This is a genomic window from Bradyrhizobium sp. TM239, from assembly GCF_036247985.1.
GTDB classification, from domain to species: Bacteria; Pseudomonadota; Alphaproteobacteria; order Rhizobiales; family Xanthobacteraceae; genus Bradyrhizobium; species Bradyrhizobium ottawaense.
Map to the genome: position 1 here is coordinate 112,765 of NZ_BTIR01000011.1, position 17,379 is coordinate 130,143.

11 protein-coding genes are annotated in these 17,379 nt (G+C 65.2%); 7 read left to right on the forward strand and 4 right to left on the reverse strand.

Annotated elements, in window-relative coordinates:
* Window positions 1-228: 228 nt before the first annotated feature.
* Window positions 229-3,399, reverse strand: a complete 3,171-nt coding sequence (locus AABA84_RS19025; RefSeq protein WP_212243850.1) for an efflux RND transporter permease subunit — start codon at window positions 3,397-3,399, stop codon at window positions 229-231.
* Entirely contained in the window at window positions 3,396-4,607 is a 1,212-nt protein-coding gene (locus tag AABA84_RS19030; protein ID WP_338312739.1) for an efflux RND transporter periplasmic adaptor subunit, read from the reverse strand. Before AABA84_RS19030 ends, AABA84_RS19025 begins: the two co-directional genes overlap by 4 nt.
* Window positions 4,608-4,967: 360 nt before the next feature.
* On the opposite strand from AABA84_RS19030, the gene AABA84_RS19035 reads away from it, so the two are divergent.
* The 7 genes from AABA84_RS19035 (at window position 4,968) to AABA84_RS19065 (ending at window position 13,685) form a co-directional block, all read left to right on the forward strand.
* Window positions 4,968-6,122 carry an iron-containing alcohol dehydrogenase gene (locus tag AABA84_RS19035; protein ID WP_338312740.1) on the forward strand — a complete coding sequence of 385 codons (1,155 nt, stop codon included), beginning with the start codon at window positions 4,968-4,970 and terminating at the stop codon, window positions 6,120-6,122.
* 17 nt (window positions 6,123-6,139) lie between these two features.
* Window positions 6,140-7,690 (forward strand): AMP-binding protein, encoded by a 1,551-nt coding sequence (locus AABA84_RS19040; protein ID WP_338312741.1) that lies wholly within the window; start codon window positions 6,140-6,142, stop codon window positions 7,688-7,690.
* A gap of 419 nt (window positions 7,691-8,109) precedes the next feature.
* Complete coding sequence (locus AABA84_RS19045) at window positions 8,110-9,708, forward strand: ABC transporter substrate-binding protein (protein ID WP_338312742.1); 1,599 nt, start codon at window positions 8,110-8,112, stop codon at window positions 9,706-9,708.
* A 127-nt stretch (window positions 9,709-9,835) separates the two neighbouring features.
* Complete coding sequence (locus AABA84_RS19050; protein WP_338312743.1) at window positions 9,836-10,783, forward strand: ABC transporter permease; 948 nt, start codon at window positions 9,836-9,838, stop codon at window positions 10,781-10,783.
* A gap of 9 nt (window positions 10,784-10,792) precedes the next feature.
* Window positions 10,793-11,686, forward strand: coding sequence for an ABC transporter permease (locus AABA84_RS19055; protein ID WP_212243843.1), 894 nt, complete (start codon window positions 10,793-10,795; stop codon window positions 11,684-11,686).
* Window positions 11,686-12,693: an ABC transporter ATP-binding protein gene (locus AABA84_RS19060; RefSeq protein ID WP_338312744.1), complete on the forward strand. Its 1,008-nt coding sequence runs from the start codon at window positions 11,686-11,688 to the stop codon at window positions 12,691-12,693. The genes AABA84_RS19055 and AABA84_RS19060 overlap by 1 nt, the downstream gene beginning before the upstream one ends.
* Complete coding sequence (locus AABA84_RS19065; RefSeq protein ID WP_338306017.1) at window positions 12,690-13,685, forward strand: ABC transporter ATP-binding protein; 996 nt, start codon at window positions 12,690-12,692, stop codon at window positions 13,683-13,685. Before AABA84_RS19060 ends, AABA84_RS19065 begins: the two co-directional genes overlap by 4 nt.
* Window positions 13,686-13,789: 104 nt before the next feature.
* On the opposite strand, the gene AABA84_RS19070 is transcribed toward AABA84_RS19065, so the two are convergent.
* Window positions 13,790-15,766, reverse strand: coding sequence for an acetyl-CoA carboxylase biotin carboxylase subunit (locus AABA84_RS19070; RefSeq protein ID WP_338312745.1), 1,977 nt, complete (start codon window positions 15,764-15,766; stop codon window positions 13,790-13,792).
* Window positions 15,763-17,379 carry an acyl-CoA carboxylase subunit beta gene (locus AABA84_RS19075; protein WP_338312746.1) on the reverse strand — a complete coding sequence of 539 codons (1,617 nt, stop codon included), beginning with the start codon at window positions 17,377-17,379 and terminating at the stop codon, window positions 15,763-15,765. The genes AABA84_RS19070 and AABA84_RS19075 overlap by 4 nt, the downstream gene beginning before the upstream one ends.

Sequence of the window (17,379 nt, forward strand, 5' to 3'; positions counted from 1 at the left end):
ATTTCACGTTGGTCGTTAGTATGGGATTCTGCGCGCCAAACAATCGGTGTCGTCCCGGACAAGCGTGCCTCAAGCGCGCGTAGATCCGGGACCCATAGCCACAGGGAGGAGTTTGGCGAAGACCCGGAGTTACCACCTTCGCTCCACACTCCTCCCTGAGGTTATGGGTCCCCGCGTTCGCGGGGACGACGGCGGAGCGTGTAGCACGATCGTGGCCACCACTTGCACTTAAGGAGCCACCACCTCCGGCTTCTTCCCCTCATTCCGCCCTTCCGCCAGGTTCCGCACCACCACGTAGAAGATCGGCGTGAACAGCAAGCCGAACAGGGTGACGCCGATCATGCCGAAGAAGACGGCGACGCCGACCGCCTGCCGCATCTCCGAGCCGGAGCCGCTCGATATCACCAATGGCAAGACGCCGAGGATGAAGGCGAAGGACGTCATCAGGATCGGCCGCAGGCGCAGCCGGCAGGCCTCGATGACGGCTTCCAGCCGCGGCTTGCCCTCGTTCTCGATGTCGCGCGCGAACTCGACGATCAGGATCGCGTTCTTGGCCGCCAGTCCCACCAGCACGACGAAGCCGATCTGGGTGAGGATGTTGACGTCCTGGCCCATGATGCGCACGCCGATGGTGGCCGCGAGCAGGCACATCGGCACGATCAGGATCACCGCGAACGGCAGGGTCCAGCTGCCATATTGCGCCGCGAGCACGAGGTAGACGAACAGCACGCAGATCGGAAACACGTAGAGGCCGGCATTGCCGCCGGTGACCTGCTGATAGGACAGATCGGTCCATTCGAAGGTGAAGCCGCTCGGCAAGGTGTCGTCCGCCAGCTTCTTGATGGTGTTGAGCGCCGTGGTCGAGCTGGTGCCCGGCGCCGGCTCGCCCTGGAGCTCGGACGCGGCATAGAGATTGTAGCGCGCGACGCGGTCGGGACCCGAGACATCCCTGAACTCGACCACGCTGCCGAGCATCACCATGTCGCCTGTGGCGTTGCGCGTGCGCAGGCGTGCGAGGTCGCTGGGCTCTTTCCGGAACGGGAAGTCGGCCTGCGCGGTGACGTGATAGGTGCGGCCGAACAGGTTGAAGTCGTTGACATAGGTCGATCCGAAATAGCTCTGGATCGTGTCGTTGATATTGGAGATGGGAACGCCGAGCTTCTGCGCCTTGGTGCGGTCGATGTCGACGAAGAGCTGCGGCGTGTTGGCTGAGAACGGCGAGAACACCGAGGGGGCCAGCAGCAAGGACGATTTGCGCGCTGCGGCGACGAGCTCGTCGGTGGCCGCGGCGAGCATTTCGGGCCCGCGGCCCTGGCGGTCCTGGATGCGGATGGTGAAGCCGCCGCCGGTGCCGATGCCGGGCACGGCCGGCGGCGGAATCACGATGATGAAGGCGCCCTGGATCGCGGCCAGACGCTTGCGCAGCTCGACCGTGATGGCGTTCGCAGACAATCCCTTCTTCATCCGCGCCTCGGGCTCGTCGAACACCGGAAACAGCGCGGCCGCGTTGCCGGCCTGCGTGCGGGTGGCGCCGGAGAAGCCGGCAAACGCGGCGACGCGGATGATGCCCGGCGTATCCAGCGAGATGCGTTCGATCTCGCGCACGACCTCCGTGGTGCGCGCCAGCGAGGCCGCGCCCGGCAATTGCACGGATATGATGACGTAGCCGCGATCCTGCGCGGGGATGAAACCCTGCGGCGTGGTCACGATCAGCCAGCCGGCGCTGCCGATCAGCACGACATAGATCAGGATCATCACCACCGAGTGCCGAATCACGAAATTGGCGAGGCCGGCATAGCCGTGCGCGAGACGGTCGAACACGCGATTGAATACGCCGGTGAAGGCATTCCAGCCGCGCGCGATGACATTCCAGCTCGCGGGCGGACGCTTCTCCTCGTGCGGCACCAGGATCTGCGAGGCCAGCGCCGGGGACAGCGTCAGCGAGCAGAAGCAGGAAATCGCGGTCGCAACCGCAATGGTGACGGCGAATTGCTGGAAGAACTGCCCGGAGATGCCGCCGAGGAAGGCGGTCGGGACGAACACCGCGCAGAGCACCAGCGCAATCGAGACCAGCGCGCCGCCGACCTCCTCCATGGTCTTCAGCGCCGCGTCGCGCCGGCTCATGCCGTGCTCGAGATGTCGCTCGACATTCTCGACCACAACGATGGCGTCGTCGACCACGATGCCGACCGCGAGGACGAGGCCGAACAAAGTGAGGTTGTTGATGGAGAAGCCGAGCGCCGCCATCACCGCGAAGGTGCCGACCAGCGACACCGGGATCGCGATGATCGGAATGATCGCGGGCCGCCAGCCCTGCAGGAACACCAGCACGACGATGACCACGAGCAGCATGGCTTCGTAGATGGTCTTGATCAGCTCGTGGACGGACTGCGCGATGAACTCGGTGGGGTTGTAGCCGATGTTGTAATCGAGCCCCTTCGGGAAGCTCTGTTTGAGCCTCGTCATCGTATCGGAGATGTTCTTGGCGGTCGCCAGCGCGTTCGAGCCGGGCCGCTGCGTCACCAGCATGGCGACCGCGGATTTGCGCAGCAGGAAGCTGTTGGTGGAATAAGCCAGCGCACCGAGCTCGATGCGGGCGACGTCACGCAGACGCACCGTGCGGCCGTCGGAGCCGGCCTTGATCAGGATGTCCTCGAACTGCTTCTGGTCCTTCAGGCGGCCCGTGAAAGTGAGGTTCGGCTGGAAGGCGCGATCGGCAATCGGCGGCTCGGCGATCTGGCCGCCCGCGATCTGCACGTTCTGGGCACGGATCGCGGCCAGCACCTCCGCAGAGGTCAGGCCGAGATTGGCAATCCGATCAGGATCAAGCCACAACCTCATCGAATAATCGCGTGCGCCAAAAATCTGGATGTCGCCGACGCCGTCGAGGCGCAGCAGCTGGTCGCGGACCTGGAGCAGCGCGTAGTTGGAGATGTAGAGCTGGTCGAAGGTGTCGTCCGGCGACAGCATGAACACGACCATCAGGATGTCGGGCGAGTTCTTGCGGGTGGTGACGCCGTTGCGCTGGACCTCCTCGGGCAGCCGCGGCTGCGCGATCGCGACGCGGTTCTGCACCAGCACCTGGGCCTTGTCGAGATCGGTGCCGAGCTTGAAGGTGACGGTGATGGTGAGCTGGCCGTTCGAGGTCGCCTGGCTGTAGAGATACAGCATGTCCTCGACGCCGTTGATCTCCTGCTCGATGGGAGCCGCGACCGTGTCGGACACGGTCTGCGCGGAGGCGCCGGGATATTGCGTGGTGACGACGACGGTTGGCGGCACCACTTGCGGATATTCGGACACCGGCAGCGTGGTGTAGGCGAGCGCACCGACGATCAGGAGCACGATCGACAGCACCATCGCCAGGATGGGCTGGTTGATGGAGAGACGACCGAGATTCATGACTTGTCACCGGGCTTGCCACCGGCTGGCGCAGTCTGCGGGGCAACCTTGGCGCCGACACGGGCACGCTGGATGCCGTTGACGATGACTCGGTCCTCGGCCTTCAATCCTTCGCGGATCACGCGCAGGCCGTCATCGAGCGGGCCGAGCACCACGGGACGCGCCTCGACGGTGTCGTCCGGTTTCACCACGAACACGATCTTGCGGGACTGGTCGGTCGCAACAGCGACGTCCGGAATCAACAGGGCCTCATAGGGCGCGCTGCCGATCAGCCGGACGCGACTGAACTGGCCGGGCAGGATCGACAGATCGGTGTTCTTGACCACGGCGCGGCTGCGCAACGTGCCGGTCGAAACGTCGAGCCGGTTGTCGAGGAAGTTGATGGTGCCTTCATGCGACGGCTTGGTTTCGCCGGCCAGCGTCACCTGCACCGGATTCGCCGTGTCGCGCGAGCTCGGGCGCCGCCCTTCGAACCACAGCTTGCTGTATTTGATGAAGGTCGCCTCATCCATGTCGAAATAGACGTAGATCGGGTCGAGCGTGACGATCGAGGTCAGGAGGGTCGAAGAACCATTGTCGCTGCCCTGCACGAGATTGCCGGGGCTGACGAAATGGCGGCTGACGCGGCCGGTCAACGGTGCCGTCACATGCGTGAACTCGATGTTCAGTCTGGCGGCTTTCAGCGCGCCTTCAGCCTGCACCTCCGCGGCATGCGCAGCTTGCAGGGCCTGACGGCGCTGATCGACGACCTGCTCGGAGACCGCGCTGGTCTGCACCAGGCTGAGGCCGCGGTCGAGCTCGCGCTTGGCCAGCTCCACCTTGGCGCGGGCATCCGACAGCTGTCCCTCGGCCTGCGTGGCCACTGCCTCGAACGGACGCGGGTCGATCACGTAAAGCAGATCGCCCTGATGCACGATGGCGCCGTCCTGAAATTCGACCGAGTTGACGAAGCCGCCGACGCGCGGACGCACCTGCACCTCCTCCACCGCTTCGAAGCGGCCGGTGAACTCGTCCCAATCGGTGACGGTGCGCTTGACCGGCTGGGCGACCGTCACGGGCGCGGGCGGCGGGGCAGCGCCTTGCGAGGCAGGCTGCCCGCAACCGGCGAGCGCGAATGTCGCGCCGACAAACGCGGCGATTGCGCCCAGTCGAGCCAGAACGAAATCGTGCTTTTTGACAAACTGCTCGCTTCCGTCCGGTCCGCTCATCTCAGGTCCTCGCCTAAAAGCCGCAGAAACAGCAGGGTACTCGCCTACCCGCGGGGGACACAAGATGGGTTTCAATGATGAACTCTTCAAGACCGCAGGGTGTGCAATGCTCGGACGGACGCCCTGGCCGGATGGCGGGTTGACAGCCAGATAGCGGGCTTGGCGCAAGGTGATTAGTGGGCGGATTGCGAATGGCGTTATTCGCCGTGCTCATGAATTGGGGAGATGCGATGCGAGCGTTCTGCTCACCCTCCCTGGAGGGGAGGTAAGAAGCGCCAGCGCCTTCACACATGACGGGCGCGATGGGCTCGGCTAGATTGCTCCCACAAGAACAAGACGAATTGTCCGGGGAGGACAGGCGTGCACCAGGGACGTGTCGTTTTCGGCGCGATCGAGGAGGTCGTGTTCGGCCATCCTGCAACTGAGGCCATCGTCGCGCAGATGGACCGGCTGGGAACGCGCCGCGCCTTCCTGATGGTTTCGGGCACGCTGAACCGGCAGACCGACGAAATCGAGAAGATCAAGCAGGCTTTGGCCTCCCGCTGCGCCGGCCTGTTCGATGCCATGCCGGCGCACACGCCGCGCGAGGCGGTGATCGCGGCAACCAACGCGGCGCGCGAGGCCGGCGCCGACCTGATCGTCACGGTGGGCGGCGGCTCGATCACCGACGGCGCCAAGGCGGTGCAGCTTTGCCTCGCCAACGGCATCGACGATATCGACGGCATCGAGCGGATCCGCGTGCACAAGGGCGTCGCACCGGAGATGACGGCGCCGACGGTGCGCCAAGTCAGCGTGCCGACCACGATCGCCGGCGGCGAGTTCTCATCCATTGCGGGCGTGACCAACCGCAGCGCGCATGTGAAGCAGATGCTACGGCATCCGCTCGCCGTGCCGCGCGCGACCATCCTCGATCCCGCGATCACCGTCCACACCCCGGAATGGCTGTTCCTGTCGACCGGCATCCGCGCCGTCGATCATTGCGTCGAGGCGATCTGCTCGCGCGAGACGCATCCCTACGCCGATGCGCAATCGGTGAAGGGACTTGCCATGCTCGCCGACGCGCTGCCGCGGGTGAAAGCCGATCCCGCCGATCTCGACGCGCGGATGGACGCGCAGATCGGGACGTGGCTGTCGATGGGCGCGCTCGCCGCCGGCGTTCCCATGGGCGCGAGCCACGGCATCGGCTACGTGCTCGGCGCAGCCTTCGACGTGCCGCACGGCTACACCTCCTGCATCATGCTGCCGGCGGTGATGCGCTGGAATGCGAGCGCCAATGCCGAGCGGCAGATGATCGTCGCGGCCGCCATGGGCTTTCCCGGCCACAACGCTGCCGACGTGCTCGATGCCTTCATCCGCTCGCTGGGCATGCCGCGCAGCCTCACTGAGGTGCAGGTGTCGCCGCAGCATTTCGACGCCATCGCCGAGCAGGCGATGCGCACGAACTGGATCCCGCGCAATCCGCGCAAGATCGAAGACCCGGCGCAGGTGCGCGAAATCCTGCTTCTCGCCGCATAACCAAAGCCGGAGGATAGATGTACCCAGGTCAGCATGCCCGCCTACGCCCGCTGCAGCCCGCCTTCATCATGGCGGCCACAGGCGAGGCCGTCACCTATCGCGAGCTCGATGCGCGCAGCAACCGGCTGGCCCACCTGTTCCGCAAGCACGGCTTGAAGCGGCTCGACCACTACTCGATCTTCATGGAGAACAATTCGCGCTATCTGGAGGCCTGCGGCGCCGGTGAACGCTCCGGGCTGTACTACACCTGCATCAACTCCTTCCTGACGCCGGGCGAGCTCGCCTATCTGCTCGTCAACAGCCAATCCCGGATCCTGGTCACGTCGGCGGCGAAGCTCGACATCGCCCGCGAGGCGATAAAGGCCTGCCCCGACATCAAGCTCTGCATCGTCGCCGACGGCCCGGGCGAGAGCGAGCGCATCGTCGGGCTTGCGGACGTGACCGCTGACATGCCGGCGACACCGATCGCGGATGAACGGCTCGGCACGGCCATGCTCTATTCGTCCGGCACGACGGGACGGCCGAAAGGCATTTTGCGGCCGCTGCCGGATGAGCCGCCGAAGCACAATCTGCCGCTGTTCGATTTCCTCACCAAGCTCTGGCACTATCGGGAGGGCATGGTCTACCTCTCGCCGGCGCCGCTCTATCACTCGGCGCCGCAGGCGGCCGTGAACCTCACGATCCGCATGGGCGGCACCGTGATCATCATGGAGAGTTTCGATCCCGAGCGTTACCTCGAGCTCGTCCAGCGGTGGGGCATCACCCACACCCAGCTGGTGCCGACCATGTTCTCGCGCATGCTGAAGTTGCCGGCGGAGGTGCGCGGCCGTTACGACCTGTCCTCGCTGGAGATCGCCATCCACGCCGCCGCGCCCTGCCCGGCGCTGGTCAAGGACGACATCATCAAATGGTGGGGACCCATCATTCACGAATATTACGGCGCGACGGAGGGCCTCGGCTTCACCGCCTGCAACAGCGAGGAATGGCTTAGCCATCGCGGCACCGTCGGCAAGGTGCTGCTCGGCGACCTGCACATCCTCGACGAGAACATGCGGGAATGTCCGACCGGCACCCCCGGCCAGGTGTGGTTCAAGACCGCCTCGCCGTTCGAATATTTCAACGATCCGGAAAAGACCAAGGAAGCGCGCTCGGCGGACGGCAGCATGAGCACGGTCGGCGATGTCGGCTATGTCGATGCCGACCGCTTCCTGTACCTGACCGACCGCGCGACCTTCATGATCATCTCCGGCGGCGTGAACATCTATCCGCAGGAATGCGAGAATTTGCTGATCACCCATCCGAAGGTCGCCGACGCCGCAGTGTTCGGCGTGCCCAATCCCGATCTCGGCGAAGAGGTGAAGGCGGTGGTACAGCCGATGCCTGATGTCGTGCCGGGCGAGGCGCTCGCCGAAGAGCTGATCGCATTCTGCGCAAGATCGCTGTCGCGACAGAAGGTGCCGCGCTCGGTCGATTTCGAGAAGGAATTGCCGCGGCTGCCGACGGGGAAGTTGTACAAGCGCCTGCTGCGGGACCGGTATTGGGGGAACAAGGTGTCGCGGATCGTGTGAGAGCGTCTGTCCGCTCGTGGGCATCATGCGCGAGACGTGACCAAACAAATGGTGTCGTCCCGGGGCGCGACGAAGTCGCGAACCCGGGATCCACAACCACAGGGAATAGTTGTGGCGCGAGCAGGTCACCCCGAGTCTTCGCCAAACGTCTCCCTGTGGCTATGGGTCCCGGATCTTCGCTGCGCTCGTCCGGGACGACAGCGAGATTGTTGATCCTGCATCGCGCAACATCCGCACAGGAACCATCTCTTCGCACTGCACTGTCACATTGTGAGACGATGAAAGCCCTGCGGCCTTGCGTCATCCGAATTGTCGAGGCGGCATGCGGCCTTACGGGTTGCCTCCCTCGACTTGCGTGCTATCGTCAGCACAAACAGGCCGCAAAAGGCCCAAAAGACTGGTGTCCAGGGAGGATGAGCATGCGGAGCGTGTGGGCGCTCGCCGCAATGGCGACGCTATCTGTGCTGACGGCCTCAACCACCACGCTCGCCGGCGAGCCCAAGCAGGGCGGTGTCCTGCGGATGTATCACCGCGACAGTCCGGCCAACGCGTCCATCCTCGAAGGCGCGACCTATTCGGTCAACGTGCCGTTCATGGGCGTCTTCAATAACCTCGTCATTTACGACCAGCACATCGCGCAGAACAGCCCTGACACCCTGCGGCCGGAGCTGGCCGAAAGCTGGTCCTGGGGCAACGACAACAAGAAGCTGACGTTCAAGCTGCGCCAGGGCGTCAAATGGCATGACGGCAAGCCGTTCACATCGGCCGACGTCAAATGCACCTTCGATCTCCTGATGGGCAAATCGCAGCAGAAGCTTCGGCAAAATCCGCGCAAGGCCTGGTACAATGAAGTCAACGAGATCACGACGAGCGGCGATTTCGAGGTCTCCTTCGACCTGAAGCGGCCGCAACCCTCGCTGCTGGCGATGCTCGCCTCCGGCTATACGCCGATCTATCCCTGCCACGTCTCGCCCGCGGACATGCGCACTCATCCGGTCGGAACCGGACCGTTCAAGTTCGTCGAGTTCAAGGCCAATGAATCGATCAAGCTGACGCGAAATCCGGACTATTGGAAGGAGGGCCTGCCCTATCTCGACGGCATCGAGTACACGATCATCACGAACCGCTCGACCGCGATCCTCGCCTTCGTCGCCGGCAAGTTCGACATGACCTTCCCCACGCACATCACGATCCCGCTCCTGAAGGATATCAAGTCTCAGGCGCCGAACGCGACTTGCGTCGTCGAGCCGACCAACGTTTCGACCAACATCATCGTCAATTCGACCTCGGCGCCGTTCGACAACCTCGATATTCGCCGGGCGGTGGCGCTTGCGCTCGACCGCAAGGCGTTCGTCGATATCCTGTTCGAAGGCCAGGCCGATATCGGCGGCACCATGCTGCCACTGCCTCAAGGCGTCTGGGGCATGCCAAAGGACAGGCTCGAGACCATTCCCGGCTATGGCCGCGACGTGAACGCGAACCGGGAAGACGCGAAGAAGCTGATGCAGAAGGCGGGCTACGGCCCCGACAAGCACCTCGCGGTGAAGGTCTCGACACGCAATCTCGCGGAATATCGCGACCCCGCCGTGATCCTGATCGACCAGCTCAAGAGCATCTATATCGACGGCGAGCTCGACGTCGTCGAAACCGCGAACTGGTTCCCGAAAGTCGCGCGCAAGGACTACATGCTCGGCCTCAACCTGACCGGCAATTCCGTCGACGATCCCGACCAGTCCTTCTACGAAAACTATTCCTGCGGCTCGGAGCGGAACTACACCAATTACTGCAACAAGGAGATCGAGAAGCTGTTCGACGTGCAATCGCAGGAGACCGACACCAGCAAGCGCAAGCCGCTGGTCTGGGATATCGACAAGAAGCTGCAGGAGGACGTCGCCCGCCCGATCATCTTCCATGCACGGGCCGGCACCTGCTGGCAGCCCTACGTCAAGGGCATCACGATCATGTCGAACAGCTCCTATAACGGCTTTCGCTACGAGGACGCGTGGCTCGACAAGTAGCGCGGCAGGCTGAAGCCTTTGGGATTTTGGTCTTGAGCATGATCTTGTCGGAAAACCGCTGCGCACTTTGCGCTAGCGCGGCCCTTCGGGTCCGGATCATGCTCTAGCGGCTCGCGGAGGGCGAAGGATGTTTGCCTATCTGGTGCGACGCCTGTTCCTGATGCTCGTGACCCTGTTCGGGATCTCGATCGTCATCTTCCTGCTGCTGCGCATCGTGCCCGGCAATATCGTCGACATCCTGTTCGCCGCGGCCGGCTATGTCGATCCCGCCGACAAGGCCAACCTGGAGAAGGAGCTCGGCATCGACCAGCCGCTGATCGTGCAATATTGGCATTGGATCAGCGGTTTTCTGCGCGGCGATTTTGGTTATTCCTACGTCTCCGAGAAGCCCGCGCTGCAGGAGATATTGCCGCGGATCCCGATCACGGCGCGGCTCGCCGGCCTCGCGCTGTTGTTCTCGACCTCGATCGGCATTCCGCTCGGCGTCATCAGCGCCGTGAAGCAAGGCACACGGCTGGATTACGCGTTGCGTGTCGTCAGCTTGAGCGGCTTGTCGCTGCCCTCGTTCTGGCTCGGCCTGCTCATCCTCACCGCGTCGGTGGCGATGTTCGGCCAGATGCCGATCTTCAATCCGAATCCGCAGACCTGGCTCGAGGCGTTCGCAACCTATGCCGTGCCCGCTGCCGCCGTCGGCTTCCGCAGCGCGGCGCTGACCATGCGCATCACCCGATCCTCGATGCTGGAGGTGCTGCGGCAGGACTACATCCGCACCGCCCGCGCCAAGGGCGCCTCCGATGCCGCAGTGAACTATCAGCACGCGCTGAAGAACGCGATGCTGCCCGTCATCACTGTGATCGGCATCGAGGCGGCGTTCCTGATCGGCGGCCTGATCGTCACCGAGACGGTGTTCAACATCCCCGGCGTCGCCCGCTTCCTGGTCGAGGCGATCCGCTGGCGCGACTATCCGATCGTGCAGAACCTCGTGATGCTGATCGCCGTCGTGGTGGTGAGCGCGAATTTTATCGTCGACATGCTCTATGCCGTGTTCGATCCGCGCATCAGGTACACGGATTAGGAGATCAGCTTGGCTGCGATTGACTATGATCTCGAACTGCGGCGGGCCGGCGCGTACGCGACGGGAGGCTGGCGGCGCGTGCTGTTTCTGGCACAGCGGCATGTGCTGGGCGCGGCTGGCCTCGTCATCATGACCGTGTTCGTGTTCACGGCCATCTTCGCCGATTTCATCGCGCGCTATGATCCCCTGTCGATCGATTCGGCCCGCGCTCTGGCCCGCCCGAGCCTGGCGCACTGGATGGGAACGGACTCCTTCGGCCGCGACGTGTTCAGCCGCATCATCCACGGCGCGCGGATCTCGCTTGCGGTCGGGATCGGCTCGACCGCGCTCGGGGGCACGATCGGCGTCATCGTCGGGCTGACCTCCGGCTATCTCTCCGGCTGGGTCGATCTCGTGTTCCAGCGCGTCTCCGACGTCCTCCAGGCGCTGCCGCTGCTGGTGCTGGCGCTGGTGATGACGGCGGCACTCGGCCCGTCGCTGCCGAACGTGATCATTGCGATTGCCATTCCGCTGATCCCGACGGTCGCGCGTGTCATCCGCGCCAACACGCTGGCACTGCGCGAACTCCCCTTTATCGAAGCCGCCAAGTCGATCGGCATGAGCGAAGTGCGCATCGCGCTCCGCCACGTGCTGCCGAACACGCTGGCGCCGCTGATCGTGCTCGCGACCGCGCAGCTCGGCTCGACCATCCTGACGGAAGCTTCCCTCTCCTTCCTCGGCCTCGGCATTCCCGAGCCTTATCCGTCCTGGGGCCGCATGCTCTCCGAGTCCGCCGCCGAGTATGTCCGCACCGCGCCGTGGCTGGTGATCTTCCCGGGCATTGCGATCAGCCTCGCCGTGTTCGGCGCCAACCTGTTCGGCGACGCCCTGCGCGACATCCTCGATCCCCGGCAGCGCGGCTGATGGCACAAAAATCCGATCTCGTGCTTGAAGTGAAGAACCTGAAAACGGTGTTCTTCACCAATTCCGGTCTGTTCAAAGCCGTCGACGACCTCTCCTTTACCGTGAAGCGCGGCGAGACGCTGGCGATCGTCGGCGAATCCGGCTGCGGCAAGAGCGTCACCGCGCTGTCGCTGATGCGGCTCGTGCCCGATCCGCCCGGCCGCATCGTCGGCGGCTCCGTCTCGCTCGAGGGCACCGACCTGCTGACACTGGATGAAACGCAGATGCGCGCCGTCAGGGGCAACCGCATCTCCATGATCTTCCAGGAGCCGATGACCTCGCTCAATCCGGTGATGCGGATCGGCGACCAGATCGTCGAGGCGGTGCGGCTACACCGGAACATCCCGGCCAAGGAGGCCCGGAATATCGCCGTCGAGATGCTGCGCCTGGTCCGCATTCCCGAACCGGCGCGACGCGCGAGAGAGTATCCGCATCAACTCTCCGGCGGCATGCGCCAGCGCGCGATGATCGCGATGGCGCTGGCCTGCCGGCCGGTGCTGCTGATTGCGGACGAGCCGACCACCGCGCTCGACGTCACCATTCAGGCGCAGATCCTAGCGCTGATCCTCGACCTTCAGACGGAGCTCGGCACCGGGCTCGTGCTGATCACGCACGATCTCGGCGTCGTCGCGCAGACGGCGCAGCGCGTGATCGTGATGTATGCGGGCCGCAAGGTCGAGGAGGCCAGTGTCGAGGCGCTGTTCGCCGCGCCAAAGCATCCCTATACGCGCGGGCTGATGGCCTCGATCCCGGCGGTGCCGGCCGCCGGCGTCCCGGCACAGGCGCGACTGAACGAAATTCCCGGCACCGTGCCGTCGCTGGTGCGGCTGCCGAAGGGGTGCGCCTTCGCGCCGCGCTGCAAGCTCGCGATCAAGCGCTGCGAGGCCGAATATCCGCCGCTGGAGGATTGGGGCGGCGGCCATCTCGCCGCCTGCTGGCGCGCGGCAGAAGTCGCGGAGGTGGCATGAGCGAGGCACTGCTCGAGGTCACCGACCTCAAGAAGCATTACCCGGTGCGCGCCGGCGTGCTGCGGCGGCAGGTCGGCACCGTGCATGCGGTCGACGGTGTCTCGTTCTCGGTTGGGACCGGCGAGACCCTCGGCCTCGTCGGTGAATCCGGCTGCGGCAAGTCGACGGTGGCACGCAGCGTGCTGCGGCTGGTCGAGCCGACCTCGGGCCAGATCCGGCTCGACGGCGAGGACATTACCCATCTGTCCAAGGCGGAGCTGCGGCCGCACCGGCGCTCGATGCAGATCGTGTTCCAGGATCCGTTTGCCTCGCTCAATCCGCGCATGACGGCCGGCGACATCGTCGGCGAGCCGCTTATGGTGCACGGGCTCGCCAGCGGCAAGGAGCTGGAGGCCCGGGTCGCGAAGCTTTTCGAACAGGTTGGCCTGCGCCCTGACCAGATGCGCAATTTCCCGCATCAATTCTCCGGCGGCCAGCGTCAGCGCATCTGCATTGCGCGGGCGCTCGCGCTGGAGCCGCGGCTGATCGTCTGCGACGAGCCGGTCTCGGCGCTCGATGTCTCGATCCAGGCGCAGGTCATCAACCTCCTGATCGACCTGCAACGCCAGCACGGCTTCTCCTATCTCTTCATCGCCCACGACCTCGCCGTGGTCGCTCATATCAGCCATCGCGTCGCCGTGATGTATCTCGGCCGCATCGTCGAGATCGCAGGCAAGGACGAGCTGTTTCGCAATCCCAGGCATCCCTACACGCAAGCGCTGCTCGCCTCGGTGCCGGTTGCCAACCCGCTGGCGAAGAAGCTCGCGCCGCTGGTCGACGGGGATGTGCCGAGCCCGGTCAATCCGCCGCCCGGATGCGCGTTTCACACCCGCTGCCGATATGCGATGGAGCGATGCGGGGTTGAGCGGCCCGCACTGCTGGATGCGGGCAACGGGCATCAGGTCGCGTGTCTGCTCAATGAGGGGACGGGGCGGAGCAACACGCTCTCGTAGGGTGGGTAAGCGGAGCGTGCCGACCACGCCTCTCCACATTTGACGTCGATGGTGGGCACGGCGCTTTGCGCCTTTGCCCGCCCTACGATATCGCGTTCGTCGCGCTAACTTGCCCCGATCTCCGCGACGATCCGCCCCGTCGTCACCTGCTCGCCCTCGGCAACATCGATCGCCGCCACCACGCCGTCGACGCCGGCCTTGTGGACGTGCTCCATCTTCATCGCTTCCAGTGTCATCACGGGTTGGCCGGCTTTGACACGGTCGCCCGGCTTGACCAGCACGGCGACGACACGCCCGTTCATGGCGGCGCGCACCTTGCCGTCACCGCCGTTACTTGCGGCGGCCTTCGGCGCGGCGAGGGTGAGATCGGTGACCGCGAGCGGAATGCCGCGGTGCTGGAGGTAGAGCCGGTCACCGTCGCGCAGGAACTTTGCGCTGTCCATCACACCATCGTGGCGGAAGCGGACGGCATCGGCGTCGAGTTGGTCGATCTCGAACTTGTCTTGCCGGCCGTCGGTGGCGACGATGTAGCTGCCGTCGCGCTCGCGCGTGACTTCGAGTTCGTATGTCTGACCGGCGATCTCGATTTTCGCTGGCAACGGAAAGGTGGCGGCGAGGCTCCGCCCGCCCTGCCATGACGGTGTGCGCGGGTTGGTGACATAGAGCAGCAGGCCCGCGAGCGTCATGTCGAATGCCGCGTTCGCACGCGGCGCCAATAGCTCGTCGCGATGCGTGCCGATGAAGGCCGTCGTCGCCTCGCCCTTGGCAAAGCCGGGATGGCGCAGGCACGACATCAGGAACGCCTGATTGGTGGTCACGCCGAAAGCCGTGAGCTGCTCCAGGCCGACGACCAGCCGCCCCCTCGCCTCCTCGCGCGTGGCGCCATGGCTGATCACCTTGGCGATCATGGAATCGTAGAACGGCGGGATCTCCGAGCCCGATTGCAACGCGTGCTCGACGCGGAGGCCGTCGGGCACCTGCCAGCGCGCCATGCGGCCCGACTGCGGCATGAAGTCGTGCCCGGCATCTTCCGAGCAGAGCCGCACCTCGATGGCATGGCCGGAGAACTTGATGTCCTGCTGCTTCACCGGCAACGGCTCGCCGCGCGCGACGCGCAGCTGCAGCTCGACCAGATCGAGCCCGGTGATCGCCTCCGTCACGGGATGCTCGACCTGGAGACGCGTGTTCATCTCCATGAAGTAGAACGCGCCGCTCGCATCGAGCAGGAATTCCAGCGTGCCGGCGCCCTCGTAACGCAGCGCCTTCACCGCCGATACCGCGACCTCGCCCATTTTCGCGCGCAACTCCGGCGTCACGGCGGGCGACGGTGCCTCCTCGATCAGCTTCTGGTGGCGTCGCTGCACCGAGCAGTCGCGCTCGCCGAGATGGATGGCATTGCCGTGGCTGTCGCCGAACACCTGGATCTCGATGTGGCGCGGGTTCTGGATCGCGCGCTCGAGGATGACGGTGGGATCGCCGAACGCCGCCTTCGCCTCCGACCGCGCGCTGCGCAGGGCATCAGGGAACGAGGCGGCGTCGATCACGAGCCGCATGCCACGACCGCCGCCGCCGGCGACCGCCTTGATCATCACGGGAAAGCCGATCTTCCCGGCCTCCGCCAGCATGACTTCGTCACCCTGATCGGCGCCTTGATAGCCGGGCACGACGGGCACGCCGGCCTTCTTCATGATCTCCTTGGCGCCGGCCTTGTTGCCCATCGCCTCGATCGCCTGCGGCGAGGGACCGATGAAGATCAGGCCGGCATCCTTGCAGGCTTGGGCAAAATCCTCGTTCTCGGCAAGGAAGCCGTAGCCTGGATGAACGGCATCTGCGCCGCTCGCTTTCGCCGCGGCGATGATCGCGGGGATGTTGAGATAGGATTGCGCCGGCAAGGCATCGCCGATGCGCACGGCCTGGTCGGCCTGTTGCACGTGGAGTGCGTCGCGATCCGCGTCCGAATAGACCGCGACGACGCCGAGGCCCAGCTGTCGCGCGCTGCGCATCACGCGAAGCGCGATCTCGCCACGATTGGCGACCAGGACCTTGAAGAACGGCCGGTGCTGCACTGATCCGTTCCTCATGGGCGGGCCACCGAAAACTGCATGCGCTGGGGCGTCCGTGCGTCACCCTCGCGGCAAATCGCGAGCACTTCGGAGAGGACCGCGCGGGTGTCGCGCGGGTCGATCACGCCATCGTCGAGCACGCGGGCGCTGGTCGAGAACACGTCCATCTGGCCGTCGAACACACCGACGATCTGCGCCTTCATGGCATCGAGTTTTTCCTTTTCGACCGGCTTGCCGCGCCTCGCGGCGGCGGCCTCCGTCACAATAGCCATGGTTTCAGCCGCCTGCTCGCCTCCCATCACGGCGGTCTTCGCGTTCGGCCAGGAGAAGCAGAAACGCGGATGGAAGCCGCGGCCGCACATGCCGTAATTGCCGGCGCCGAACGAGGCGCCGCAATAGATCGTGATCTGCGGCACCGTCGCCGAGGTCACCGCCTGGATCATCTTCGAGCCGTGCTTGATCATGCCGGCTTCTTCGTAGGCTTTGCCGACCATGTAGCCGGTGGTGTTGTTGAGATAGAGGATCGGCGTGCGGGTCTGACAGCAGGCCTGGATGAAATGCGTCGCCTTGTTGGCGCCGGCGGGATCGAGCGGCCCGTTGTTGGTGATGATGCCGATCGCCTGTCCTTCGATGCGGGCGTGGCCGCAGACGGTGGCCGGACCGTAATTCGGCGCCATCTCGGTGAAATCGGAATCGTCGACGATGCGTGCGATCACCTGCTTCATGTCGACGGAGCGCTTATGGTCCATCGGCATGATGCCGAGCAGTTCGTCCTGGTCGTAGCGCGGCGGCTTGAATTCCGACGCTGTCCTGCCCGGGCGTTCCCATTGCAGCGCCGCCATGATCTCGCGCGCGATACGCAACGCGTCGCGATCGTCCTCGGCGAGATAGTCGCCGAGGCCAGACACCTGCGTGTGCATCTCGGCACCGCCGAGCTCTTCCTCGGTCGCGATCTCGCCGGTCGCGGCCTTCAGCAGCGGCGGCCCGGCGAGGAAGGCGCGGGTACGGCCGCGCACCATGACGATGTAATCGGACAGGCCGGTCTGATAGGCGCCGCCGGCGGTCGAGGAGCCGTGCGTCACGGTGACCACGGGCAGGCCCGCCGCCGAGAGCCGCGCGAGATTGCGAAAGATGTTGCCGCCGCGGACAAAATCCTCGACGCGGTAGCGCAACAGGTTGGCGCCTGCGCTTTCGACCAGCTGCACGTAAGGCAGCTTGTTCTCCAGCGCGAGCTCCTGCACCCGCAGCGTCTTGTCGAGGCCGTAAGGCTGCAGCGCGCCGGCGTCGATGCCGGCGTCATTGGCGCTGACCATGCAGCGGATGCCCGAGACGGAGCCGATGCCGGCGATGACGCCGCCGCCGGGCACGCTCTTGGCCGCATCCGGCACATCGAACATGTAGCCGGCGAGCGTCGACAGCTCGATGAAGGGCGCGCCGGGATCGAGCACCAGCGCGACGCGTTCGCGCGGCAGCAGCTGCCCGCGCTTGTGGAAGCGGTCCTTCGCCGCCGCCGATGCCGCGCGCGTGCGCTCCTCCAGCGCGCGCATGCGGTCGATCAGGCCGAGCATGCCGTCGCGGTTGGCGTGGTAGGCGGCGCTGCCGGGGGAGATGGTGTTTTCGAGAATGGACAC

Coding starts and splice junctions, on each gene's coding strand:
- AABA84_RS19025 (WP_212243850.1), bottom strand. CDS start 3,399: ATGAATCTCGGTCGTCTCTCCATCAACCAGCCCATCCTGGCGATGGTG.
- AABA84_RS19030 (WP_338312739.1), bottom strand. CDS start 4,607: ATGAGCGGACCGGACGGAAGCGAGCAGTTTGTCAAAAAGCACGATTTC.
- AABA84_RS19040 (WP_338312741.1), top strand. CDS start 6,140: ATGTACCCAGGTCAGCATGCCCGCCTACGCCCGCTGCAGCCCGCCTTC.
- AABA84_RS19045 (WP_338312742.1), top strand. CDS start 8,110: ATGCGGAGCGTGTGGGCGCTCGCCGCAATGGCGACGCTATCTGTGCTG.
- AABA84_RS19050 (WP_338312743.1), top strand. CDS start 9,836: ATGTTTGCCTATCTGGTGCGACGCCTGTTCCTGATGCTCGTGACCCTG.
- AABA84_RS19060 (WP_338312744.1), top strand. CDS start 11,686: ATGGCACAAAAATCCGATCTCGTGCTTGAAGTGAAGAACCTGAAAACG.
- AABA84_RS19065 (WP_338306017.1), top strand. CDS start 12,690: ATGAGCGAGGCACTGCTCGAGGTCACCGACCTCAAGAAGCATTACCCG.
- AABA84_RS19070 (WP_338312745.1), bottom strand. CDS start 15,766: ATGAGGAACGGATCAGTGCAGCACCGGCCGTTCTTCAAGGTCCTGGTC.